The sequence below is a fragment of the Delftia sp. S65 genome (genome assembly GCF_016516495.1).
Classification (GTDB): Bacteria; Pseudomonadota; Gammaproteobacteria; order Burkholderiales; family Burkholderiaceae_C; genus Comamonas; species Comamonas acidovorans.
In genome coordinates, this window is the sequence record NZ_JACVUR010000010.1 from 93,496 (window position 1) to 117,072 (window position 23,577).

Here is a 23,577-nt window from a genome sequence, read left to right on the forward strand (position 1 = left end):
GCGGGCTCGGCGCCGGGATTGCGGCGCGTGCGTGAAAGGACATTTGGATGCGTATAGCTGCTCTGGACGATGATCCGCTGCAACTGGAGATGCTGCGTCAGGTCGCGCTGGAGACGGGCCACAGCTGCCACACCTACCAGACGGGCTCGGCCCTGCAACTGGAGCTTCGCCGCGAGAGCTTCGACCTGCTGATCGTGGACTGGCACCTCCCGGACATGGAAGGAACGGACCTGGTGCGATGGGCGCGTGGCCATGTCAGCCGCGAGCTGCCCATCCTCATCATCACCCACCGCAGCGAAGAGGCCGACATCGTCGAGGGCCTGTCCTGCGGCGCCGACGACTTCATGGTCAAGCCCGTGCGCCATGCCGAGCTGCGCGCGCGCATGGCCGCCCTGTTGCGCCGCGCCTATCCGGTGAACACGCAAAGCGTGCTGGAGTTCGGCCCCTACCGTTTCCTCACCACCACCAACAGCCTGGAAATGCATGGCCAGCCCATCGAGGTGACGCACCGCGAGTACACGCTGGCCCTGACCCTGTTCCAGAACCAGGGCCGGCTGCTGTCGCGCGAGCACCTGCGCGAAGCCGTGTGGGGACACAACGCCGAAGTGCAGTCGCGCTCGCTGGACACGCATATCTCGCGCCTGCGCGCCCTGCTGAACCTGCGCGCCGGACAGCCCTACGCCATCAGTGCCGTGTACGGCTATGGCTATCGCCTCGATGTGCCCGACGCAGCGCTGCAGGCGCTGCAGCAGGCATCATGACCGTACACATGCCTGCCGCCCTGGGCAGGCCCGTATCGCGGGCCTGCATGCTGGCCGCTCTCGGCCTGCTTGGCCTGGGCGGCGCACAGGCCCAGATCAAACCCGTGGGCCGCAACGGCGACACGATGGCACACCGGGTCGTCGCCGGCGACACGCTGGAGCAGCTGGCGGCCCGCTACCTGGGTGATGCCCGCCAGTGGACCGACCTGCAGCAGCACAACGGCGTGTCCAATCCCTACCGCCTGCGGCCCGGCTCCGTGCTGGAGATTCCCGTGCGCCTGCTGCGCGCCGCAGTGGCCTCCGTGGAATTCGTGCAGGGCGATGCACGCAGCACGCGCCCGCTGGACCATCTGGCCGATACGCAGGGCGTGGCCGGAGACGATGCGGGCCAGCCCTTGCGCAAGGGACAGACGCTGCAGGAAGGCGAGCGCCTGCAGCTGGCCCCGGACGCATTCGTCGCCGTGCGCCTGGCCGATGGCTCCCTGGTGCGCGTGCAGTCGCAGTCCGATGTGGTGCTGCGCCAGATGCGCCGCAAGGGCCGTGCCGGCAGCCTGCAGTCCGTGCTGGACCTGCGCGAGGGCGGCGTCGAGGCCTCGGTGCCGCCCGAGCCCGGCAACGCACAGCGCCGCTTCGAGATCCGCACGCCCGCTGCATCGACCAGCGTGCGCGGCACCCGCTTCCTGGTCCAGGCCGATGCCGCCGGCAGCACGGCGGCGGCCGTCGATGAAGGCACCGTCGCCGTGGGCTCCGACGCTTCAAGCGCGAACACTGGCGATGCGCTGCTGCGCCCGGGCCAGGGCGTGGCCGTGGCCGCCAATGGCCGCGTAGGCGAGCCCCGCCCCATGCTGGGTGCGCCCGACATCACGGCGTGGCCCGCGCTGGCGGAAGACGCCAACTGGATAAGCCTGCCCCTGCCTGGCTTGCCGGGCGCCGTGCGCTACCAGCTACAGCTGTCGCGCGATGCGGACATGACCCAGGTGCTGCGCAGCGCCAGCTTCCAGGCCACGGCATCGCCGCTGCGCCTGGCGGGCGTGGAGGACGGCGATTACGTGCTGTCCCTGCGCGGCATCGATGCCCAGGGCATTCCGGGCGCCGCCAGCCGCCGCGCCCTGCGCGTCAAGGCCCATCCCGTGCCGCCGCTGTATGAATCCCCCCAGGCCGACGCCACCGTGGGCCTGGGCCGCGCCAGCCTGCAATGCACCCAGGTCGTGGGCGCCGCGCGCTACCGCATCCAGGTCGTCTCTACCGATGTGCAGGCCGGCTTTGCCGAACCCGCCATCGATGCACGCGACCTGAAAGACTGCACACTGCCCGCCACCACGCTGGCCCGCCTGCCGGCCGGACGCTATCTCTGGCGTGCCGCCAGCATTCGCACGCTGGCCGATGGACAGCCCGACCAGGGCCCATTTGCCGCCGCCCAGGCCATGCAACTGGCGGCCGTTCCTCCCCAGCCCTCGGCCAGCGCGCTGCAGATGGGCGACGGCCCGGCCGAAGGCAGCCGCCAGATCCGCTGGAGCGGCGAGCCCGGCCAGCGCTACCACGTCATGGTGGCTCGCGACCAGGAGTTCACCGCGCCGCTGGTGGACCTCTGGACCGACCAGCCGCAGTGGAGCACCGAGGAGCTGCCCGCAGGCAGCTACTACCTGCGCCTGCAGATCGAGGATGCCAACGGCCTGCGCAGCGATTTCTCGGCCGCGCGCCAGTTCCGCACCGGCAGCTGGATCGTCGATGCCAGCGGCGAGATGATGCATTCGGGCAACGGAGAGCGCCTGCAGCGCCAGTAGCCGTGCCCGTTCATTCCCTGACCGCGCTTGTCCACCCAGCCGCCTCTGCCTGACAGCCCCGCCACGCCGGCGCAGCCAGCGCCTGCGCGTGGCCGTGGACTGCGGCGAGACTGGCTGCTGCTAGCGGCGGGCCTGCTGTCCCTGGTGTTCTGGCTCAGCGGCGACGGGCAGCTCGACCGCATCAACGGCTTCGTACAGGACACGGCCAGCTGGCTGCACCGCCCCAAGGCATCGCAGGACATCGTCATCGTCGCCATCGACGATGCCAGCATCGACGCCATTGGCCGCTGGCCCTGGCGCCGCGCATTGCACGCCGGCCTGCTGGAACGCATCAGCCAGGCACCGCCGCGCGCCATAGGCCTGGACGTGATGCTCAGCGAGGAAGACCTGGACTACCCCGGCGACGACCTGCTGCTGGCGCGCGTTCTGCAGCGCAGCGGCCGCACCGTCTTGCCCGTGGCGCCAGGCAGCGGCCCGCTGCCGGCCTTCGCACAGGCCGCAGCGGCGCTGGGCCATACCCAGCTGCCCGTGGACGCCGATGGCGCGGTGCGCGGCTTCCATGCCATAGAAGGCAGTGCGCAGCAGCCCTGGTGGCACATGGCGCTGGCCCTGCACTGCGTGGGCGAGAACGGCCGCGCATGCGCCCGCCCGGAGCCCGTGCCGCCCATGGACCCCGACTCGCCCTCCTGGCAACGCCGCCAGCAGGAGATCATTGCCTTTGCACAGGCCAGGCCGGAGCAAGGCGCCAGGGACCGCTCGCCCTTCACCACCTATTCCTACATCGACGTGCTGCGCGGCCGCATTCCTGCAGCGGCATTCCGCGGCAAATACGTGCTCATCGGCACGACGGCCACCGGCCTGGGCAGCCGCTTCACCGCACCGCTGGGCACCAGCGCGCGGCCCATCTCCAGCGTGGAGATGCTGGCCCATGTGCTCAACGGCAGCCTGCAGGGCTCGCATGTGCATCCCGCGTCGGCCACGCTCAACCGCGCGCTCAATGCGGCAGCCGTGCTGCTGGCCCTGCTGGCCCTGGCCTGGCTGGGCCCGTCGGGCGGCATGCTGGCCTGCGCGCTGCTGGCCCTGGCCTGCCTTTCGCTGGCCGGGCTTGCACCGCGCCTGTGGCAGGTGCAGACGGCGCCTGCAGCCGGCCTGCTGGGCCTGGCCCTGGCCTATCCGCTATGGAGCTGGCTGCGCCTGCGCGCCGCCGCGCGCTTTCTGGCGCTGGAACTGCGCGACCTGCAGGGGCAGGGCCTGCCCACCGCGCTGCGCCTGGGCGGCGACCTGCTGGACCAGCGCATCGCGGCCGTGGAGCAGGCTTCGCGCCAACTGCGCGCCCTGCACCATTTCGTCAGCGAAAGCCTGCGCCAGCTGCCCTCGCCCACCTTTGTCTGCGACCGGCAGGGCCATGTGCTGCTGGCCAATGCCGCAGCCCACGCCTATGCACGCAGCCTGGGGCATGGCCTCAGGGCCGGCGATGCCCTGCCCCGGCTGCTCGATGGTCTGCGGGCACTGGAGACGGCAGCCGGCGCATCCGCCGGCCAGCCCTTGCTCACGCCCGAGGCACTTGCCACCCACGGCCTGCCGCCCAGCAGCGAGGGGCGCGACCCCATGGGACGCAGCCTGATGCTGCTGACCCAGACCTTCGAGGCACCGCCGACCACGGGCTGGCTGATCACCCTGGTCGATATCAGCGATCTGCGCAGCGCCCAGGCCCAGCGCGACCTGGCCATGCAGTTCATCTCGCACGACATCCGTGCGCCCGTGGCATCCATCATCACCTTGCTGGAGATGCAGCGCGGCGCCGTACAGGCGCCCGACCTCGGCCTCCTGCTGCCGCGCATCGAAGGCTATGCCCAGGCCTCCCTGCAGCTGGCCGACGATTTCGTGCACCTGGCACGCGCCCAGCAGCAGGCGCTGCGCCGGGAACGGCTGGACCTGGGCCTGGTGCTGGACCAGGCCGTGGAAAGCTGCTGGGCCCAGGCCTCTGCGGCCCACGTGCAGCTGGAGTTCCACCTGCCCGAACAGGAATGCCCCGTGCTGGGCGATGCGGGCATGCTCCACCGCGCGGCCGTCAACCTGATCGGCAACGCCATCAAATACGGAGCGCGCGCAGATCAGGCAAACCCCGCCACGGTGCAATGCCTGCTGCAGCAGGACGCAGGCCATTGCCGCATCACCATCCGGGACCACGGGCCCGGCATGGATGGTAAGGCCGTCGCCCGGCTGAGCCAGCCGTTCGAGCGCCTGGACCACCACCAGCACCTCGACGGCGTGGGCCTGGGCCTGGCCTTCGTGCGCACCGTGGCCGCCCGACATGGCGGGCAGCTTGAGATAGAAAGCACGCCCGGCCAGGGCAGCGCCTTCAGCATCGTGCTGCCGAAAGCGGAACAGGCCTGACTGGCATCCCAGGGATGCGGATGCAGATGCAGAAAACGAAAAAGCCCTGAAGTCTTTCAACTTCAGGGCTTTGCGTTTTTTGGTGCGGCTGGCAGGAATCGAACCCACGACCCCTTGGTTCGTAGCCAAGTACTCTATCCAGCTGAGCTACAGCCGCAACGCTTCGCATTGTAGCAGCGGGTTTTGGGGCTCCCGGACAAAAGCGCCATATTTCTGCAAAAAACCCGGCGACCGCATTCCCTGGCAACCGGGCGATGGCATCGCCATGCAGCGCCGTGCACCCAGCAAAAAAGCCTGCCGCCCGGAAAGGCGGCAGGCTTTTCATACCAATGGATGGTAGGGCCTCCCAGAGTCGAACTGGGCACCAACGGATTATGAGTCCGCTGCTCTAACCAAGCATGAGCTAAGGCCCCTGATTCACCAAGGCAGCACGGATGCAGGCCATGGCAAACAACTATTGTAGAGCCTAACCCGCAGGACTCAGCGCTTGTGACTCAGCGCATTGCTGACGAGCTTGGAGGTGATGTCCACGATCTGGATCATGCGGTCGTAGTGCATGCGGGTGGGCCCGATCACGCCCAGCGTACCCACCACCTTGCCGTCGAGCTCGTAGGGCGCGCTGACCACGGACAGCTCCTCGAAAGGCACGACCTGGCTTTCACCGCCGATGTAGATGCGCACGCCTTCCGCCTGGCTGGAAAAATCCAGCAGCCTGAGGATCTGGGTCTTTTGCTCGAACAGGTCGAAGGCGCGGCGCAGATTGCCCATGTCGCTGGAGAAATCGCTGACCGACAGCAGGTTGCGCTCGCCCGCGATGACCACGTCCTCCTGGGCGCTGGTCATGGCCTCCGTGCCGATGTTGACGGCCGCCTGCATGAGCGTGGCCACCTCGCCGCGCAGCAGCTCCACCTCGCCCTTGAGGCGCTCGCGCACCTCTTCCATGGCCAGGCCCGCGTAGTGGCTGTTGAGGAAGTTGGAGGCTTCGATCAGCTGCGAGGACGAGTAGTCCACGTCGGTGAAGATGACGCGGTTTTGCACGTCACCGTCGGGCGATACGATGATGACCAGAAAGCGCCGCTCCGACAGCCGCACGAATTCGATGTGCTTGAACACCGAGGTGCGGCGCGGCACCAGCACCACGCCCACGAACTGGGAAAGGCTGGACAGCAGGTTGGCGGCGTTGGCGATGACTTTCTGCGGCTGCTCGGGCGCGAGCTCGGGCGTCACGATATCGGCACGGTCTGCAGTGAGCATGGTGTCCACGAACAGCCGGTAGCCCCGGGCGGTCGGAATGCGGCCCGCCGAGGTGTGCGGGCTGATGATCAACCCCAGGTCTTCGAGGTCAGCCATCACATTGCGTATCGTGGCAGGCGACAATTCAAGCCCCGACGCACGCGACAGGGTTCGCGAGCCCACAGGCTGGCCGTCAGCGATATAACGCTCGATCAGCGCTTTGAGCAACAACTTGGCACGTTCGTCGAGCATGTGATGATTTTAATGATGTAATTTCCAGAAATGACGTCCACGTTTCGCCACGTTGCCTTGATCGGGAAGTACCACGCTCCCAGCGCAAGCGCCCCGTCCGAGAATGCCAGCAACGCGCTTGAGCGCATTGCGGACTTCCTCAGGCGCCAGGGCTGCGAAGTCGTGCTTGATACCCAATCGGCCCTGCACGCAGGGCTCACAGACTACCCCACCCTCGATGTCGATGGCCTGGGCAGGCATTGCGACCTGGGCCTGGTCGTCGGCGGCGACGGCACCATGCTCGGCGTGAGCCGGCACCTGGCGCAATACGGAACGCCCCTGATCGGGGTGAACCAGGGCCGCCTGGGCTTTGTCACCGACATCGCGCTGGAGGACTTCGAGGCCACGCTCACGCCCATGCTGCAGGGCGAATACGAGGAGGACCTGCGTCCTCTGATGTGCGCCCGCGTGATCCGCGACGGCCAGTGCGTGTTCGAGGCCCTGGCCATGAACGACGTGGTGGTCAACCGCGGCGGCACCTCGGGCATGGTGGAGCTGCGCATCGAGGTGGGCGGCCGCTTTGTCTCCAACCAGCGCGCCGACGGCCTGATCGTGGCCACGCCCACGGGCTCCACGGCCTATGCGCTGTCCGCCGGCGGGCCGATGATGCACCCCTCCATCCCCGCCTGGGTCATGGCACCCATTGCGCCGCACAACCTGTCCAACCGCCCCATCGTGCTGTCCGATGCCAACGAGGTCACGATCGAGGTCGTGGCCGGGCGCGATGTCAGCGCCAATTTCGACATGCAGTCCCTGGCCTCGCTGCAGCACGGCGACCGCATCCTCGTGAGCCGCGCCCACCACAGCGTGCGCTTTCTGCATCCCAAGGGCTGGAACTACTTCGCCACGCTGCGCAAGAAACTGGGCTGGAACGAGGGAGGCGCCTGACCATGGCGCTCAAGCGCATCGTGCTGCGCGACTTCGTGATCGTGCAGGCCCTGGATCTGGACTGGCATGCGGGCTTCACCGTGCTGACCGGCGAGACCGGCGCCGGCAAATCCATCCTGATCGACGCATTGCAGCTGGCCCTGGGCGCCCGCGCCGACGCCGACGTGGTGCGCGAAGGCTGCACCCAGGCCGACATCTGCGTGGAGTTCGACGGCTGCGCGCGGCTGCGCCCCTGGCTGGAGGCCGCAGGCCTGGCCTGCGAGGACAGCGGCCTGCTGCTGCGGCGCACGGTGGACACCCAGGGCCGCAGCCGCGCCTGGATCAACGGCACACCAGCCACGGCCACGCAGCTGCGCGCCCTGGGTGAGCAATTGATCGACATCCACGGCCAGCATGCCTGGCAAAGCCTCACGCGGCCCGATGCGGCGCGCGCGCTGCTGGACGCCTATGCGGGCATCGACAGCCGCGAGGTCCAGGGCTGCTGGAGCCGTTGGTCCCAGGCCCGGCAGGCGCTGCAGCATGCGCAATCCGCTCAGGACAGCCTGCAGCGCGAGCGCGAGCGGCTGCAGTGGCAGATCACCGAACTCGACAAGCTGGCCCCGCAGGCCGACGAGTGGGACGAGCTCAATGCCCAGCACACGCGCCTGTCGCACGCCCAGACCCTGATCGACACCGCCCAGACCACGCTGCAGATGCTGGAGGACGACGAGGCCGGCGTGATCACTCCGCTGGGCCGCGCCAGCCACCTGATCCAGAACCAGGAGCACCTGGAGCCCGACTTCCAGAACATTGCCGACGTGCTGGCCTCATGCATGGCCCAGGCGCAGGATGCGCGCCATTCGCTGCAAAGCTATCTGCGCCGCGCCGACCTGGACCCCGAGCGCCTGGCCGAGCTCGATGAACGCCTGTCGCTGTGGATGCAGCTGGCGCGCCGCTACCGCCGCACGCCCGATGAACTGCCGGCACTGCTGGCCGGCTGGCGCCAGGAGCTGCAGCAGCTGGACGCCGCCGTGGACATCGAGGCCCTGCATGCTGCCGAGCAATCCGCGCAGCAGCATTACCAGGCCAGCGCCCGGGTGCTGTCGCAGCAGCGCGCCCTGGCCGCGCCGCGCCTGTCGCGCGCCATCACCCAGGCCATGCAGGGCCTGGGCATGGAAGGCGGCCTGTTCGAGGCCGCCCTGTCCACGGCCGACTCCCCCGGTGCCTTTGGCGTGGACAGCGTGGCCTTCCTGGTCGCCGGCCATCCTGGGGCCAGTCCCAAGCCGATTGCCAAGGTGGCATCGGGCGGCGAGCTGTCGCGCATTTCGCTGGCGATTGCCGTGACCACCAGCGAGCTCGGCGAGGCCGGCACGCTGATCTTCGACGAGGTGGACTCGGGCGTGGGCGGCGCCGTCGCCGAAACCGTGGGCCGCCTCATGCACGCACTGGGCCGATCGCGGCAGGTGCTGTCCGTCACCCATCTGCCGCAGGTTGCCGCCTGCGCCGACCAGCACTATCTGGTGGCCAAGCAGCGCGCAAGGCAAGGCACGCTCAGCACCGTGCAGCCGCTGGATAGCGCCGCACGCGAGGCAGAGCTGGCGCGCATGCTGGGTGGCGAGCGCCAGTCCGAAACCACGATGGCCCATGCCCGCGAAATGCTGGCCATGGCGCGCCAGGCACCTGCACCCCGCCCACCCCCGCGACGGGCCGGCCGGCAGCGGCCCCAGGCCGATGCCGACCGCACACGGTCCAAGCCGGGACGCGCGGCCAACGGCGCGCGCAATACCAATGGAGGCTGATGCCATGTCGCTTGAGATCGTGCTGATCACCGGGATGTCCGGATCGGGCAAATCCGTCGCCCTGCATGCGCTGGAGGATGCCGGCTACTACTGCGTGGACAACCTGCCCCCCGAGCTGCTGTCCGCCTTCGTCGAACTGGAGCACGGCCGCCACAGCAACAAGGTGGCCATTGCCATGGATGCGCGCAGCGCCGGCGGACTGCCCCACCTGCCCGGCCAGCTGGAACGGCTGCAGCGCCAGGGCGTCGTGCCCCATCTGGTCTTTCTGGACGCCACCACGGGCACCCTGGTGCGGCGCTTCTCCGAAACCCGGCGCCGCCATCCGCTGTCGCAGGGGCCGGTCGCCGAAGGCCGCCGCGCCCTGGTCCAGGACATAGAAACCGAGCGCGAGCTGCTGGGCGACCTGCGCGAGAAGTCGCATGTCATCGACACCAGCCACCTGCGCTCGTCCCAGCTGCAAAGCTATATCAAGGAGCTGATTGCGGCCCCGGTGGGCCAGATGACGCTGGTCTTCCAGTCCTTCGGCTTCAAGCACGGCCTGCCCTCGGATTCCGACTATGTGTTCGATGTGCGCATGCTGCCCAACCCGCACTACGAACCCCAGCTGCGCCCGCTGACCGGCATGGACGCGCCCGTGGCCGAGTTCCTGCGCCAGCAGCCCGGCGTGGACCAGATGCGCCGAGACATCCAGCAGTTCCTGGAGTCCTGGCTGGACATGATGGCCAGCAACCACCGCAGCTATGTCACCGTGGCCATCGGCTGCACGGGGGGCCAGCACCGCTCGGTCTTCCTGGTCGAGGAACTGGCGCGGCACTTTGCCCCGCGCTGGCCCACGCTGTGCCGGCACCGCTCGCTGGACAGCCGGCCCACGCTCAAGCCTGCCGACTTGCTTGCGCACGACGTCTGAGCGCCAGGCCCCGCCTCCGGAACACTGCGATGCAAGGCTTGCCGATGACGAACGCCCCGCGTGTGTTGCTGGTGGAGGACGACCCCGCCATCGCGCGCACCGTCTGCTATGCGCTGGAGCGCGACGGCATCGCCGTGCGCCACTGCCTGCAGCTGGCCGATGCACGCGCGCAATGGCAGGCGCAGCCGCCCGATGCCCTGCTGCTGGACGTGGGCCTGCCCGATGGCAACGGCCTGGACTGGTGCCGCGAGCTGCGCCAGGCCGGTGCCGCCGTGCCGCTGCTGGTGCTCAGCGCACGCGGCGAGGAAATGGACCGCGTGCTGGGTCTGGAACTGGGCGCCGATGACTACCTGACCAAGCCTTTCAGCCCGCGCGAGCTGGTGGCCCGCACCCGCGCCCTGCTGCGCCGTGCGCAGCGCCTGCAGCCCGCGCCAACGGCCAGCGCAGCGCCGGCCGATGCCCTGTTCAGCGTCGATACGCAAGGCCAGCGCGTGCGCATGCAGGGCGTGCCCCTGGAGCTGACGCGGCGCGAGTACCAGTTGCTGCGCTGCCTGCTGGAGCGCCCCGGGCGCATCCTCAGCCGCGAGTTCCTGCTCGACAGCATCTGGGGCCAGGACAGCGACAGCACGGACCGCACCGTGGATACGCACGTCAAGACCCTGCGCGCCAAGCTGCGCGCCCAGGCGCCGCAGCAGGACTTCATCACCACCCACCGCGGCATGGGCTACAGCCTGACGCTGCCGGGCTGAGCCACCGCAGCACGCCATGCGCCTCGGACTGCGGCTGTTCTTCGCTTTTTTCGTCATCAACGGCCTGGCCGCATTCTTCGTGCTGCGCGTCTTCATGGTCGAAGTCAAGCCCAGCGTGCGCAAGGTGACCGAGGACACGCTGGTCGAGACCGCCTACGCCCTGGCCGCGCTGGCCAGCGACGACATGGCCAGCGGCGTGCTGCAGCAAAGCCCCGCGGACAGCCGCTTCGCGCACCACATGCAGGCCTATGCCAACCAGACCGTCAAGGTCTGGATCTGGGACACACGCAAGACCAGCCTGGACATGCGCGTCACCGTCACGGACCAGAAGGGCCTGGTGCTGTTCGACTCCGCCGGGCTGGACCAGGGCGCCGACTACTCGCGCTGGCGCGACGTGTACCGCACGCTGCGCGGCGAATACGGCGCACGCACCACGCGCGAGGTGCAGAGCGACGAGGCCAGCAGCGTCATGTATGTCTCGGCACCCATCGTGGTCGATGGCCGCGTGGCGGGCGTGCTCACCGCCTCCAAGCCTGCCCACTCGGTGCAGAAGATCGTGGACAGCGCGGAAAGCAAGATGCTGCGCGGCGGCCTGCTGTTCCTGCTGCTGTCGGCCGGCGTGGGATTTGCCGTCACCTGGTGGCTGGTCATCCATGTGCGGCGCCTGCGCAGCTATGCCCAGCAGGTACAGGCGCCCACGCTCAACGAGGCCGCCTCGCCCACCACCGCCCCGCCCATGCCCGAAGCCCCGCGCATGCCCGGCGAGCTGGGCGAACTGGCCCGCGCCATGGAAAACATGCGCAGCCGCCTGGAAGGGCGCGACTACATCGAAGGCTATGTGCGCGCCCTCACGCACGAGCTCAAGAGCCCCGTGGCTGCCATCCGGGGCGCAGGCGAGCTGCTGCAGGAAGACCTGCCATCGGCCGACCGCGAACTGTTCGCGCGCCAGGTGGTGGACCAATGCCAGCGCCTGCAAAACCTCGTGGACCAGTTGCTGCGCCTGAGCCAGCTGGAGCAGCGCCGCGCCCTGCACCCGCACACGGCCTGCAGCCTGCAGGCCTGTGCCGAACAGGCCATGGCGCAAGTCCACAGCGCAGCGCACCAGCGCCGCATCCAGCTGGTACTGCGAGGCCAGGACAGCAGCGGCCCCTGGGAGCAGGACCTGGTGGTGCTGGCCCTGAGCAACCTGCTGAGCAACGCCATCGACTTCGCCCCAGAGGGCAGCAGCATCCACGTGGACCTGGAGCCCGGCCGCGTCAGCGTGCGTGACCACGGCCCCGGCGTGCCCGAGGCGCTACTCGGCCGGCTGGGCGAGCGCTTTTTCACCACCCCCCGCCCCAACGGGGAGCGCAGTGGCACGGGACTGGGCCTGTCCATCGTGCTGCGCATCATGCTGCTGCACGGCGGCAGCATGCAGGCCACCAACGCCCAGCCCGGGCTGCGTGTCACGCTGAACTGGCCACTGCGGGCACACTGACGCCCCCATATCGGCCCTGCGAATCCGACTTCACACCCGCTTCACACACTTCATTCCGGCCACACAGCCCCCGCCCAGACTGCATCCACGATCAACGAACGGGATGTGGAATGAAGAACCGACTGCTTGCCAAAGGCGTGGCCCTGCTGGTCATGCTGGGCCTTTTGATGCTGGGCCTGGGCCTGATACACGACGTGGTGCGGGACCGCATACGCAACCGCGACAACGCCGTGCAGGGCGTGGTCGCCAGCCTGGCTGGCCGCCAGACGCTGATGGGCCCGGTGCTGGTGCAAAACTGCACCGAGACCACGGGCTTGGAAAAAGGCAGCAAGACCGAATGGACCACGCGCCAGTTCCAGCGCATGCTGCTGCCCGACCAACTGCGCCACCAGGCCACGGCGCGCATGGAGGAGCGCTCGCGCGGCCTGCACCAGGTCAGCACCTATGCCATGCAGGACAGCATCAGCGCCAGCTTCACGAACGCCGCCCAGTACCTGGAAAAGCCCTCCATCGACACGGCGGCCAACCAGACCGTGCGCTGCGGCGCACTGCGCGTGGCGCTGTCGCTCACCGATCCGCGCGGCATACGCTCGGCCACCATCGAAGCCGATGGCAAGAGCCTGGACGTGGGCCCCGGCACATCACTGGAGCGCTACTCGCAGGGCCTGCAGGCGGAACTGGCGCCGGCCCTGCTCAAGAAGGACGGGCCCCTTGAACTGAAGATTGCCCTGGAACTGGTGGGCACCGAAAAGCTGGCCTTCGTGCCGCTAGGCAGCCACAGCCAGGTCCAGTTGTCGGCCGACTGGCCCCATCCCTCGTTCGGTGGCAGCTTTCTGCCCAACCGGCGGGAGATCAGCGACAAGGGCTTCGAAGCCAGCTGGAACCTCTCGGCCCTGGCCTCGTCCGCACGCCAGGCCTTCACCGACCAGCAGCCGCTGTGCCAGCCCGGCCGCCGCGACATGGAGGAATACGCGGCCACCGCCCATGCCCCCAACAGCGGCCCTTGCCTGGAATCGCTGGACACCGACTTCGTGGACCCCATCAACGCCTACTCGTTGAGCGACCGCGCCACCAAGTACGGCCTGCTCTTCGTGGTGCTGACCTTCGTGGCCGTCGGCCTGTTCGAGGTGCTCAAGCAGCTGCGCGTGCATCCCATCCAGTACCTGCTGGTGGGATCGGCGCTGTGCAGCTTCTTCCTGCTGCTGATCAGCCTGTCGGAGCACATGGGATTTGCCAGCGCCTACGGCATTGCCGCCTCGGCCTGCGTGCTGCTGCTGGCCTACTACGCCAGCCACATCCTGGGCAGCCTGCGCCGCGGCCTGCCGTTTGCGGCGGGCATCGCCGCACTCTACGGCCTGCTGTACGTGCTGCTGCAACTGGAGCAAAGCGCGCTCATCGTGGGATCGATCGCGCTGTTCGCGGTGCTGGCCCTGATCATGGTCTGCACGCGGCATGTGGACTGGTATGCCTTCGGCCGGCAGGATGGCGACCGCTCCAGTGAAGACGCGGGCACCCCACCCACCGTGGGAGCGCTGCAGCCATGAGCACCATCACCGCCATCAGCGATATCCGCAGCCCGGACAATCAGGCGCTGGAGCGCCAGCGCTGCGAACAGGCCTGGCAACAGGCCGTGCAAAGCGGGGACCGCCATGCCCTTGGCTCCCTGCGCCTGCACATTGCCGACGCCACCGCACGCGCCAGGCGCACGCCCGGCGCACGGGAACAGTGGCTGGCCTGGATGCTGCTGCGATGCGCCCTGCTGCTGCCGCGCCGCAGGTTCTAGCCAGCCGGGCCGGCCGTGGCCTCAGCCCGCAAATTGCGCATCCAGCAGCTTGCGCACGGGGGCTGGCAGGCCCATGTCGGCCCAGGCTCCGGCATCGGCCCAGCAGCCCTGGCCGTCCGGCGGGGCGGCATCGATGCCGCCGCCCTGCACGCGCACGCGCACCGGATGCAGGTGCAGATCGCGGTGGGTGAGCACATGCAGGAAGGCGGGCAGATCGGTCCAGTCCAGGGGCGCCGTTCCTGGCCAATGCTGTGCCACCGCCTGCTCCAGTGCCTCGCGCCCGTTGAACACGGGTGGCGCATAAAGCCCCGCCCAGATGCCCTGCTGCGGACGGCGCTCCAGCCAGACGCGGCCCTGCCCGTCCACGGCGATCAGCAGCCACCAGGCCTCGGAACTGCGCTTGAGCTTGCGCGTTCGCACGGGATAGTTTTCGGGATTGCCAAAGCGGGCTGCCCGGCACTGCGGCTGCAGCGGACAGACCAGGCAGCTGGGCTTGCGCGGCGTGCAGATGGTGGCACCCAGGTCCATCAGGCCCTGGGTATAACGGGGCATGGCCTGCTGCAGGTCCTCGGTGGGGCACAGCTGCTGGGCCAGGTCCCACAGTTCGCGCTCATTCCTCGCAACAGCCAGATCGGCATCGAAGGCCAGCACGCGCGTGAGCACGCGCCGCACGTTGGCATCGAGGATGGGCACACGCTCGGAAAAGCAAAAGGAGGCGATGGCGCCCGCCGTGGACCGGCCTATGCCGGGCAGCGTGGCCAGATCCTCGGCCCTGCCGGGAAAGGCACCACCCCAGTCCTCGACCACGGCCTGGGCACAGCGGTGCAGGTTGCGCGCGCGGCTGTAGTAGCCCAGGCCGCTCCACAGCGCCAGCACCGCGTCCTGCGGTGCAGCCGCCAGGCTGGCGACATCGGGGAAGGCATCGAGAAAGCGCTGGTAGTAGCCCAGCACGGTACTCACCTGGGTCTGCTGCAGCATGATTTCGGAGAGCCAGACACGGTAGGGATCGCGCGTCTGCTGCCAGGGCAGGTGATTGCGTCCATGCGACGCCTGCCACTGCACGATGGGCGTGGCAATCGAGGGAAAGGTCAAGATATCAAGCAGTCAGTGAAGTTTCCTGCGCAGCCTTTGCCAGGCCGGGGAAGGCGGGCGTCGGGGACAGGGGTTGCAGCAGTTCCATGGTGGCCTGCCCCAGCTGCAGCTGCAAGGCCGTGAGCTGTTCGTCGGCGGTCTCGATCTCGGCAATGCGCTCCACCAGGCCCGAGGCCGCATTCTGTATGCGGTCCACCGCTTCGATGCGGCGGGCAAAGCTGCGCTTGCGCTCCTTCAATTGGGCATCGAGCTGGGCCGTGGCGGATTTGCTCCACATGTCCACGTCGTTGGCCGCAGACTCGAACACCGTGCGCAACCGCATCGCCAGCGCCTTGATCAGGCGCTGCGCAAACGCAGGATTGCTGCGCCTGAGCGCGTGGCCCAGGCCCAGGTACTGGGTGTAGCTGGCCTCGATGCGCTGCAGGTCGCCGCCGAACTCGGCCAGTTCCAGCTGGGCCGGAGCCTGCAGCGAGAAGCCGAACTCGGCATTGAGTTCCTTGAAGGTCGCGCCCAGCATGGACTGGATCTCTCCGGCCTGCGCCTGGGCGCGGGTCGCCACGGTGCGCAGGCGCTCGAAGGTTTCGGCATAGACCTTGCGGGCGCCCAGCTTCAGGCCGCGCTGCTCCAGCGCATCCTTGAGATCGACCAGTTCCTGCTTGAGCGCGCTGGAACCCAACTGGCGGAAGATGTCGCGCAGCATGCGCATGTGCACCAGCCGCACGGCCTGGATCCTGGCGGCGCTGGCATCGAAATCCTGCTGCTCGCTCTCGATGCGGTGGCGCATGGAGGCGATGACGCTGGCATTCTTGCCGCGCAGGCTGCGCAGCTCGGCCATCTGGTCGTCCAGGTCGCGGCGGCGGATGTTGAGCACGCGCTCCACCTCGACCTGCAACTGCTGCACATTGGCCCTGACGGCCGTCTGCAGCACCTTCTGGCGCTGGCCCATGATGCCCTCGGCCAGCATGTTCTCGAAAACGGGCAGTCCGCTGGCCTGCAGCAGCGCATCGTTGCTGGAGACCTTGGCCACCAGACCCTTTTGCGCCGACACGGGCAGCACCCGCTCCATGGGCAGGCCCAGCATCTGTGCCGACTCCTGGCGCTGGCGCTGCAGTTGGGCCTGCACCTGCGACGCGGAACTCAGGCTGTCCCAGAGCGTGTCTATCTTGTTGAGCACCACGAGGCGGGAGTCGGCCAGCGCATGCTGGCCCGAAGCCACATCGGGCGGCAGCACATGGTCGCGCCAGATGGCCAGATCGGACTTGGTCACGCCGGTATCGGCCGCCAGAACGAAGACCACGGCATGGGCCTGGGGGATCAGGTTGACGGTCAGCTCGGGCTCGGCGCCCACGGCATTCAGGCCGGGCGTATCCAGAATGACCAGACCCTGCTTGAGCAGGGGATGGGGCATGTTGATCAGCGCATGGCGCCACATGGGCACCTCCACCAGGCCCTGCTCATCCACGAAGGGATTGCCGCCCTGGTCCTCGTCATGCCAGAAACCCCAGGTCCGCGCCAGTTCCACGGAAACCTTGCGCACTTCGGCCACCTTGGCCAGCGTGTCGGCGATCTGCTGGGCATTGTTCACGTCGAGCGGCAGCTGCAGCCAGGCCTCGGGACGGGCGCGCCACTGGCCCAGGCTTTCCAGCGATTCGCGCGTATCGATGGGCAGCAGGCGCAGGCTGGGCTGCAGCTCGGCTTCCCAGCCCAGCTCGGCGGGGCACATGGTCGTGCGCCCTGCGCTGGCCGGCATGAGGCGGCGGCCATAGTGGGCGAAGAAGACCGCATTGATCAGCTCGGACTTGCCGCGCGAGAACTCGGCCACGAAGGCCACCATGACCTTGTCGCCACGCACCTGGGCTTCCAGCCGCTGCAGCCGCTCCTGCACTGCGACATCCAGCAGCTCCTGGGACTGCAGCCATTCGCGCAGCGCATGCAATTGCTGCGCAAAGCCGCGGCGCCATGCGCCGTGCTGGTCGAATTGCTCGTTGAATGATGGTCCCACGTGTTTCCCCCGCCATTGCATCGCCAATGTCTGCCGATGCCTAGTGATCGCCTCGACATTGCGCCGCAAGCGTGATGCCTGTTCTCTTCAAAATATAGCACCGTCGCCCCGTTTTGCCTGCTGCGGCGCCCCAAGGCCGGCCCCTGGAGCGGGGGGATTAAGGGCAAAATATCGTTTATTTACAAATGAAACAATATTTCACCATCAATCTGCGGTGGCTGGTGCCTGAAATTTGAAGAAACAGGCGTTTTCTGCAAATGCTTCGCGAGACCTGCTGCAATGCAGCCGCAACAGGCGTTACGAGACGTTGAGCATTCGCTCCGTTTTTTGAAGCGATCATCCCGCCTTCTGGCACCGCGCGCAGAAGTAGGTGCTGCGCTGCCCCTGGCGCAGCATTTGCACGGGCGAGCCGCAGTGCGTGCAGGGCAGGCCTTCGCGGCCATAGACCTTGGCCTGCAGCTGGAAGTGGCCGGCCATGCCGTCGGGCGCGGAGAAATCGCGCAGCGTCGTGCCGCCCTGCTCCACCGCGAGGGCCAGCACGCGGCGGATCTCCTCGAACAACCGGCGCACCTTGCGCGGCCCGACCTCGCAGGCCGGCTGCGTGGGCGCGATGCGCGCCATGAACAGCACCTCGGACGCATAGATATTGCCCACGCCCACGACCACGCTGCCGTTCAGCAGCAATTGCTTGATGGGCGTGCGGCTGGCCTTCAGGCCGGCCCGGAAGGTCTCGAACGAGAAACTGTCATCCAGCGGCTCCATCCCCAGATGGTCCAGCAGCCTGCGCGCCCAGGGATCGCTCTCGGCCGCCACATACATCACCGCACCAAAGCGCCGCGGATCGTGCAGCCGCAGCAGGCCCTTGCTGGTCTGCAGGTCGAAATGGTCATGCGTCCCTGCAGGCCCCAGCGGTGCTTCATGGGGGGCCACGAAACGCAGGCTGCCCGACATGCCCAGGTGCAGCATCAGCAGGCCCTCGCTCAGCTCCATCAGCAGATACTTGCCGCGCCGACGCACGCCGTGCACATCGCGCCCGGCCAGCAGCTCGGGGGCAATGCCCAACGGCCAGCGCAAGGGCTTGCCCAAGGCCACGGATTCAATGCGCGCTCCGGCGATCTGCGCGGCAAAAGCGCGCCGCGTGACTTCTACTTCTGGCAATTCAGGCATGCGATCCGGGTTGTGCTGTAGTTGTGCGAAATGTGGTCTGGGCTTCGATTATTATGGTTCGATGGATCATCGCCTTCGCCTTCAGGGACTTGCCGTGGCAGCAGCCCTGGCCATGGGTTCCGCCACTGCCTGGGCACTCCCAGGCAAGACCGCAGCCACCATCGAGACGGAATCCCCCGAACCTCCCTCGTCCGCCGCCGCCTCTGCGGAGGACGATCGCGCCGCCCTCAACGCCGAGCTGTTCTACGAGATCCTGGTCGGCGAGATCGCCGCCAGCGAAGGTGCGCTGGGCGACGCCCAGGCCATGATGATGGAGGCCGCACGCACCAGCGGCAGCGAGCAGTTGTACCGGCGCGGCACCGAGCTGGCGCTGCAGTCGCGCTCAGGTGAACGCGCACTGGCCAATGCCCGCGCCTGGCTGGACGCCTTTCCCCAGTCCCGCGACGCCAACCGCTTCGTGCTCCAGATCTTGGTGGCACTGAACCGCATCGCCGATACCGGCAGCTATCTCAAGCGCGAGATCGAGGCCACGCCTGCGCCCTCCAAGCCCGCCACCTACCTGGGCATCACCCAGCTCTACAACAACGCCAGCGACAAGGCCCTGGCCGCCGATGTGGTCGAGCAGGCCATGGCTGGCGAGACCGACAACCCCGCCAGCGGCCCCCTGGCCTGGGCCACCATCGGCCACATGCGCCTGGGCGCCGGGCAGAAGGCTGCCGCCATGCAGGCCGTGCAAAAGGCACAGGCACTGACACCCGATACCGGCCCCGTGGCCCTGCTGTCCATGGAGCTGCTGGAAGCCGGCATGCCCGAGGCGGAGCCCATCGTCAAACGCTACCTGGCCAAGAACCCTTCAGCCCAGATGCGCATGGCCTATGCCCGCGTGCTGCTGGGCCAGCAGCGCATGGACGAGGCCCGCCAGCAGCTGGTCTCCATCACCGTGGATTCCCCCGACTACGCCGAAGCCTGGGCCACCCTGGCCGCGCTGCAGCTGCAGTCCAACGACGTGGATGCAGCCCAGGCGTCCACCGAGCGCTTTGGCAAGCTCGTGCCGCAGATTCCCGCCGGTGTGGCGCGCAGTGCGGCCCAGTCCCAGTACTACCTGCTGCAGTCCCAGATTGCAGAAAAGCGGGGCAAGTTCGCCGAGGCCGACGCCCTGCTGCGCCGCATCGACGACGCGCCCAACCTGCTGAGCGTGCAGGCGCGCCGTGCCGCCCTGCTCGCGCGCCAGGGCAAGCTCAAGGAAGCCCGCGCCCTCATCGAGGCCGTGCCCGCCAGCGGCCCCAGCCAGCAGCGGCTCAAGCGCCTGGCCGAAGTGCAGCTGCTGCGCGATGCCAATCAAAATGCCCAGGCCTACGCGCTGCAGGCCGAGTTGCAAAAGCAGGACCCTGAAGATGCCGAGCTCGCCTACGACACCGCCCTGCTGGCGGAGCGCATTGGCAAGCATGACGAAATGGAGCGGCTGCTGCGCGGCATCATCGCGCGCCAGCCTGATTTCCAGCACGCCTACAACGCGCTGGGCTACTCCTTCGCCGAACGCGGCATCCATCTGGATGAAGCCGAAAAGCTCGTCGGCAAGGCGCTGGAAATGTCGCCTGGCGACCCCTTCATCACCGATAGCCTTGCCTGGGTGAAATTCCGCCGGGGCGACCTGGACGAAGCCCTCAGGCTGCTCGAAAGCGCCTACGCATCACGCCCCGACGTGGAGATCGCCGCACACCTGGGCGAAGTGCTCTGGGCCAAGGGTGATCGCGAACGCGCGCAGAAGATCTGGCGCCAGGGCCTGGCCACCAGTCCCGACAACACGACCCTGCGCGAAACCCTGCGCCGCCTGGGCGTCTCGCTTTGAGCTACCGCGCCGTGCCCGGGTTTCCGCATCCCGCCCTTGCACGCCGGCAGCTGTGCGCCACGGCGGCCGCCGCCGCACTGCTGGCCCTGGCCGGCTGCGCCCTGCCACCCCGCCAGCTGCAGGCCGATGCAGCCGCCCCCACCGCTGCAGGCCACTGGGCGGGCCGGCTGGCGCTGCAGGTGGAAGATGCGCAAAACCAATCCTTCAGCGCAGGCTTCGAGCTGCTGGGCACGCCCCAGCGCGGCGAGCTGCTGCTGTTCACGCCCCTGGGCTCGACACTGGCGCGTCTGCTCTGGGAGCCGGGTCAGGCAAGCCTGCAACAAGGCGAGGAGCGCAAGACCTCGGACTCGCTGCCCGCACTGGTGCAGGAGCTGACCGGCAGCGATCTGCCCATTGCCGCCCTGTTCGACTGGCTGCAGGGCCGGGCCACCGCTGCCGCAGGCTGGCAGGTCGACCTCTCCCGCATGGAGCAGGGCCGCCTGTCCGCCCGGCGCAATGACCCGCAGCCGCCGGCCGCGCTGCGCATCGTGCTCGACACGCCCTGATTTCCGCCGGGCGCGCCTGCTCCATCCCCACCTGCCGCCCCTGCCTCTTTTTCCTCATCCTCTCCAGCCCATGCGCTCGCTCCACGACGTGCCGGCTCCGGCCAAGCTCAACCTGTTCCTCCACATCACCGGCCGCCGCGCCGATGGCTATCACCTGCTGCAATCGGTCTTCATGCTGTTGGACTGGCATGACACGCTGCATTTCGACAGGCGTGGCGACGGCCAGATCAGCCGCGAGGACCTGTCGGGCATGGCACTTCCTGCCGACGATCTCATCGTGCGGGCCGCACGGGCCCTGCAGCAGGCCACCGGCTGCAGCGCGGGCGTGCATATCGGCGTGGAAAAGCGCCTGCCGGCGCAGGCGGGGATGGGCGGGGGCTCGTCGGATGCGGCATCGACCCTGATCGCACTGAACCGCCTGTGGCAGTTGAACCTGACGCGGCGCGAGCTGCAGCGCATTGCACTGGACCTGGGCGCCGATGTGCCCTTCTTTCTGTGCGGCAACTCCGCCTGGGTGGAAGGCATAGGCGAGCACATCACGCCGCTGGAACAGGCCAATGCCCTGCCGCCCCAGCGGTTCGTGGTGGTCAAGCCCGAGGCGGGGCTGGAGACCCTGTCCATCTTCCGCGACGCAACCCTCAAGCGCGATCATGCCCATGCTACAATCGAAGACTTTGCTGCAGATCACTATGGCTTTGGCCAAAACGACTTGCAGCCTGTCGCCGAAAGGCTGCAGCCTGAAGTGAAAAAAGCCATCGATTGGCTAAACTCACTAAAACTGCATGCTAGAATGACGGGCTCAGGAAGTGCAGTATTTGCACCACTGACGCAAACGATTGACTTAAAGGATGCCCCTGGCGCCTGGAACGTCAGAGTTTGCAGCAATCTGCAGGCCCATCCTCTCAAGGATTGGCTGAAAGATGAAAGTTTATAGGCTGTCTGCCTGCGGCAGAAGGCCTGTGTAGGGGAGTCGCCAAGTTGGTAAAGGCACCGGATTTTGATTCCGGCATGCGAGGGTTCGAGTCCTTCCTCCCCTGCCAAACGTCTTTCGCGTCAAGGCAAACCCATCGTACTGGGGCGCTCAATGCATTCACATCATCCTGACATCATGGTCTTCACCGGCAATGCCAATCCTGGCATGGCCACTGAAATCGTTCAGCACCTCGGCACCACGCTGGGCGCAGCCGACGTGGGTCGCTTCTCCGATGGAGAAGTCGCCGTCGAGATCAAGCAGAACGTGCGTACGCGCGACGTCTTCGTCGTGCAATCCACCTGCGCACCGACCAACGACAACCTGATGGAACTGCTGGTCATGGTGGACGCGCTCAAGCGTGCATCGGCCGAGCGCATCTGCGCGGTGATTCCCTACTTCGGCTACGCCCGTCAGGACCGCCGCCCGCGCTCCACCCGCGTGCCGATCACGGCCAAGGTCGTGGCCAACATGCTGCAGGCCGTGGGTGTCGAGCGCGTCCTGACCATGGACCTGCACGCAGACCAGATCCAGGGCTTCTTCGACATCCCCGTGGACAACATCTATGCCACGCCGGTGCTGCTGGGCGATCTGCGCCAGAAGAACTACGAAGACCTGATCGTCGTCTCCCCTGACGTCGGCGGCGTGGTCCGCGCACGTGCGCTGGCCAAGCAGCTCGGCTGCGACCTGGCCATCATCGACAAGCGCCGCCCCAAGGCGAATGTCTCCGAAGTCATGCATGTCATCGGCGATATCGACGGCCGCAACTGCGTGATCATGGATGACATGATCGACACCGCCGGCACGCTGGTGAAGGCGGCCGAAGTGCTCAAGCAGCGCGGCGCCAAGAGTGTCTATGCCTACTGCACGCACCCGATCTTCTCGGGTCCGGCCATCGAGCGCATCGGCAACGGCAACGCCCTGGACGAGGTCGTGGTGACCAACACCATTCCCCTGAGCGCCGAGGCACAGGCCTGCGGCAAGATCCGCCAACTGTCCGTGGCGCCCCTGATTGCCCAGACGATCCAGCGGATTTCCACCGGTGATTCGGTGCTGAGCCTGTTCTCTGAATAAAATATCGGCCCCTGTGGTCGGAACCCAGCAAACCTCCTTCGGGAGGTTTGCGCGTTCCGGAGTGGTTTCAGGACCACCCCGGGACACCGCAAGAGCAGCCTGGTCCGCATCGGACAGGCGTTCTTTTATCAACGGATGAGGCTGGTCGCGGTCCATCCATCTAGGAGTTAGTTATGCAATTCGTCGCTTTTGAGCGCGCCAAGCAAGGTACGGGTGCGAGCCGCCGTCTGCGCAATTCGGGCAAGGCCCCTGGCATCGTCTACGGCGGTGCTGCCGAAGCCCAACTGATCGAAATCGATCACAACGCCCTGTGGCACGCCCTGAAGAAGGAAGTGTTCCACTCCAGCATCCTGGACATGGAAGTCAACGGCCAGACCTCCAAGGTCGTGCTGCGCGACGTGCAATTCCACCCCTACAAGCAGCTCATCCTGCACGTGGACTTCCAGCGCGTTGACGACAAGACCAAGGTTCACCTGAAGGTGCCGCTGCACTTCGAAGGCATGGAACAGTCCCAGGCCGTCAAGGTCGAGAACTGCACGATCACTCCCCTGGTCCATGAACTGGACGTGGTGTGCATGCCCGCCCAACTGCCCGAGTTCATCACCGTCGACCTGAGCGGCCTGACTTCCAAGTCCACCCTGGGCCTGCAAGGCGTCAAGCTGCCCAACGGCGTGAAGGCCGTGGTGCGCGGTTCCAACAAGAACCCCGCCCTGATCTCCATCAAGCTGCCCGAAGTGGCTCCTGATGCATCGGCAGCTCCCGTGGCAGCCCCGGCCGCTCCGGCCAAGAAGGGCAAGAAGTAATTCTTGGCTTTCCCTTGCGGTGGCCCC

The 23,577-nt window shown here is 67.5% G+C and carries 19 protein-coding genes and 3 tRNA genes; 16 read left to right on the top strand and 6 right to left on the bottom strand.

What is annotated here, in order from left to right; all coding sequences use genetic code 11:
- Positions 1-47: 47 nt before the first annotated feature.
- From IAE24_RS11485 to IAE24_RS11495, 3 genes are read left to right on the top strand one after another with little or no spacing between them, the layout of a single operon-like run.
- The gene (locus IAE24_RS11485; RefSeq protein WP_012207214.1) at positions 48-761 is read left to right on the top strand and encodes a response regulator transcription factor; all 714 of its coding nucleotides are present in this window, start codon (positions 48-50) and stop codon (positions 759-761) included.
- Positions 758-2,545: a FecR domain-containing protein gene (locus IAE24_RS11490; protein ID WP_233626163.1), complete on the top strand. Its 1,788-nt coding sequence runs from the start codon at positions 758-760 to the stop codon at positions 2,543-2,545. The genes IAE24_RS11485 and IAE24_RS11490 overlap by 4 nt, the downstream gene beginning before the upstream one ends.
- 27 nt (positions 2,546-2,572) lie before the next feature.
- A complete protein-coding gene (locus tag IAE24_RS11495; RefSeq protein ID WP_199960328.1) occupies positions 2,573-4,942 on the top strand; it encodes a CHASE2 domain-containing protein in 2,370 nt (789 codons plus the stop codon).
- Between the two features lie 80 nt (positions 4,943-5,022).
- Here IAE24_RS11495 and IAE24_RS11500 read toward each other — a convergent pair.
- The 3 genes from IAE24_RS11500 to hrcA all read right to left on the bottom strand — a co-directional run bounded on the left by IAE24_RS11500 (position 5,023) and on the right by hrcA (position 6,427).
- Positions 5,023-5,099: transfer RNA gene (locus IAE24_RS11500), tRNA-Arg, on the bottom strand.
- 177 nt (positions 5,100-5,276) lie between these two features.
- Positions 5,277-5,355 (bottom strand) — tRNA-Ile (locus IAE24_RS11505).
- A gap of 67 nt (positions 5,356-5,422) precedes the next feature.
- Positions 5,423-6,427, bottom strand: a complete 1,005-nt coding sequence (hrcA, locus tag IAE24_RS11510; RefSeq protein ID WP_034396851.1) for a heat-inducible transcriptional repressor HrcA — start codon at positions 6,425-6,427, stop codon at positions 5,423-5,425.
- 30 nt (positions 6,428-6,457) lie between these two features.
- Between hrcA and IAE24_RS11515 the strand changes: the two genes are divergently transcribed.
- From IAE24_RS11515 to IAE24_RS11545, 7 genes are all read left to right on the top strand, one after another.
- A complete protein-coding gene (locus IAE24_RS11515; protein ID WP_012207218.1) occupies positions 6,458-7,354 on the top strand; it encodes an NAD kinase in 897 nt (298 codons plus the stop codon).
- 2 nt (positions 7,355-7,356) lie between these two features.
- Positions 7,357-9,132, top strand: a complete 1,776-nt coding sequence (gene recN / locus IAE24_RS11520; RefSeq protein WP_096913887.1) for a DNA repair protein RecN — start codon at positions 7,357-7,359, stop codon at positions 9,130-9,132.
- 4 nt (positions 9,133-9,136) lie between these two features.
- Positions 9,137-10,039, top strand: a complete 903-nt coding sequence (gene rapZ / locus IAE24_RS11525; RefSeq protein WP_012207220.1) for an RNase adapter RapZ — start codon at positions 9,137-9,139, stop codon at positions 10,037-10,039.
- 29 nt (positions 10,040-10,068) lie between these two features.
- The gene (creB, locus tag IAE24_RS11530) at positions 10,069-10,788 is read left to right on the top strand and encodes a two-component system response regulator CreB (RefSeq protein WP_199960329.1); all 720 of its coding nucleotides are present in this window, start codon (positions 10,069-10,071) and stop codon (positions 10,786-10,788) included.
- A 16-nt stretch (positions 10,789-10,804) separates the two neighbouring features.
- Positions 10,805-12,265, top strand: coding sequence for a two-component system sensor histidine kinase CreC (creC, locus tag IAE24_RS11535; protein WP_199960330.1), 1,461 nt, complete (start codon positions 10,805-10,807; stop codon positions 12,263-12,265).
- Positions 12,266-12,375: 110 nt separating this feature from the next.
- Entirely contained in the window at positions 12,376-13,809 is a 1,434-nt protein-coding gene (creD, locus tag IAE24_RS11540; RefSeq protein WP_013800865.1) for a cell envelope integrity protein CreD, read from the top strand.
- Complete coding sequence (locus IAE24_RS11545; protein WP_012207224.1) at positions 13,806-14,048, top strand: hypothetical protein; 243 nt, start codon at positions 13,806-13,808, stop codon at positions 14,046-14,048. The genes creD and IAE24_RS11545 overlap by 4 nt, the downstream gene beginning before the upstream one ends.
- A 21-nt stretch (positions 14,049-14,069) precedes the next feature.
- Here IAE24_RS11545 and mutY read toward each other — a convergent pair whose 3' ends face one another.
- The 3 genes from mutY to mutM form a co-directional block, all read right to left on the bottom strand.
- The gene (gene mutY, locus IAE24_RS11550) at positions 14,070-15,140 is read right to left on the bottom strand and encodes an A/G-specific adenine glycosylase (protein ID WP_200016369.1); all 1,071 of its coding nucleotides are present in this window, start codon (positions 15,138-15,140) and stop codon (positions 14,070-14,072) included.
- A gap of 4 nt (positions 15,141-15,144) precedes the next feature.
- Entirely contained in the window at positions 15,145-17,142 is a 1,998-nt protein-coding gene (locus IAE24_RS11555) for a dynamin family protein (protein ID WP_013800863.1), read from the bottom strand.
- 336 nt (positions 17,143-17,478) lie between these two features.
- Positions 17,479-18,309 (bottom strand): bifunctional DNA-formamidopyrimidine glycosylase/DNA-(apurinic or apyrimidinic site) lyase, encoded by an 831-nt coding sequence (gene mutM / locus IAE24_RS11560; RefSeq protein ID WP_012207227.1) that lies wholly within the window; start codon positions 18,307-18,309, stop codon positions 17,479-17,481.
- Between the two features lie 61 nt (positions 18,310-18,370).
- Here mutM and IAE24_RS11565 point away from each other — a divergent pair, with 61 nt between their 5' ends.
- From IAE24_RS11565 to IAE24_RS11590, 6 genes are all read left to right on the top strand, one after another.
- A complete protein-coding gene (locus tag IAE24_RS11565; RefSeq protein ID WP_199960332.1) occupies positions 18,371-20,158 on the top strand; it encodes a tetratricopeptide repeat protein in 1,788 nt (595 codons plus the stop codon).
- On the top strand, positions 20,155-20,703 hold the full coding sequence (locus tag IAE24_RS11570; RefSeq protein WP_172642944.1) for an outer membrane lipoprotein LolB: 549 nt from the start codon (positions 20,155-20,157) through the stop codon (positions 20,701-20,703). Before IAE24_RS11565 ends, IAE24_RS11570 begins: the two co-directional genes overlap by 4 nt.
- Positions 20,704-20,773: 70 nt before the next feature.
- A complete protein-coding gene (gene ispE, locus IAE24_RS11575) occupies positions 20,774-21,637 on the top strand; it encodes a 4-(cytidine 5'-diphospho)-2-C-methyl-D-erythritol kinase (RefSeq protein ID WP_096913894.1) in 864 nt (287 codons plus the stop codon).
- A 29-nt stretch (positions 21,638-21,666) separates the two neighbouring features.
- Positions 21,667-21,743, top strand: a tRNA-Gln gene (locus tag IAE24_RS11580).
- Positions 21,744-21,787: 44 nt separating this feature from the next.
- Entirely contained in the window at positions 21,788-22,747 is a 960-nt protein-coding gene (locus tag IAE24_RS11585) for a ribose-phosphate pyrophosphokinase (protein WP_012207231.1), read from the top strand.
- Between the two features lie 173 nt (positions 22,748-22,920).
- Positions 22,921-23,550, top strand: coding sequence for a 50S ribosomal protein L25/general stress protein Ctc (locus IAE24_RS11590; RefSeq protein WP_013800859.1), 630 nt, complete (start codon positions 22,921-22,923; stop codon positions 23,548-23,550).
- Positions 23,551-23,577 lie beyond the last annotated feature (27 nt).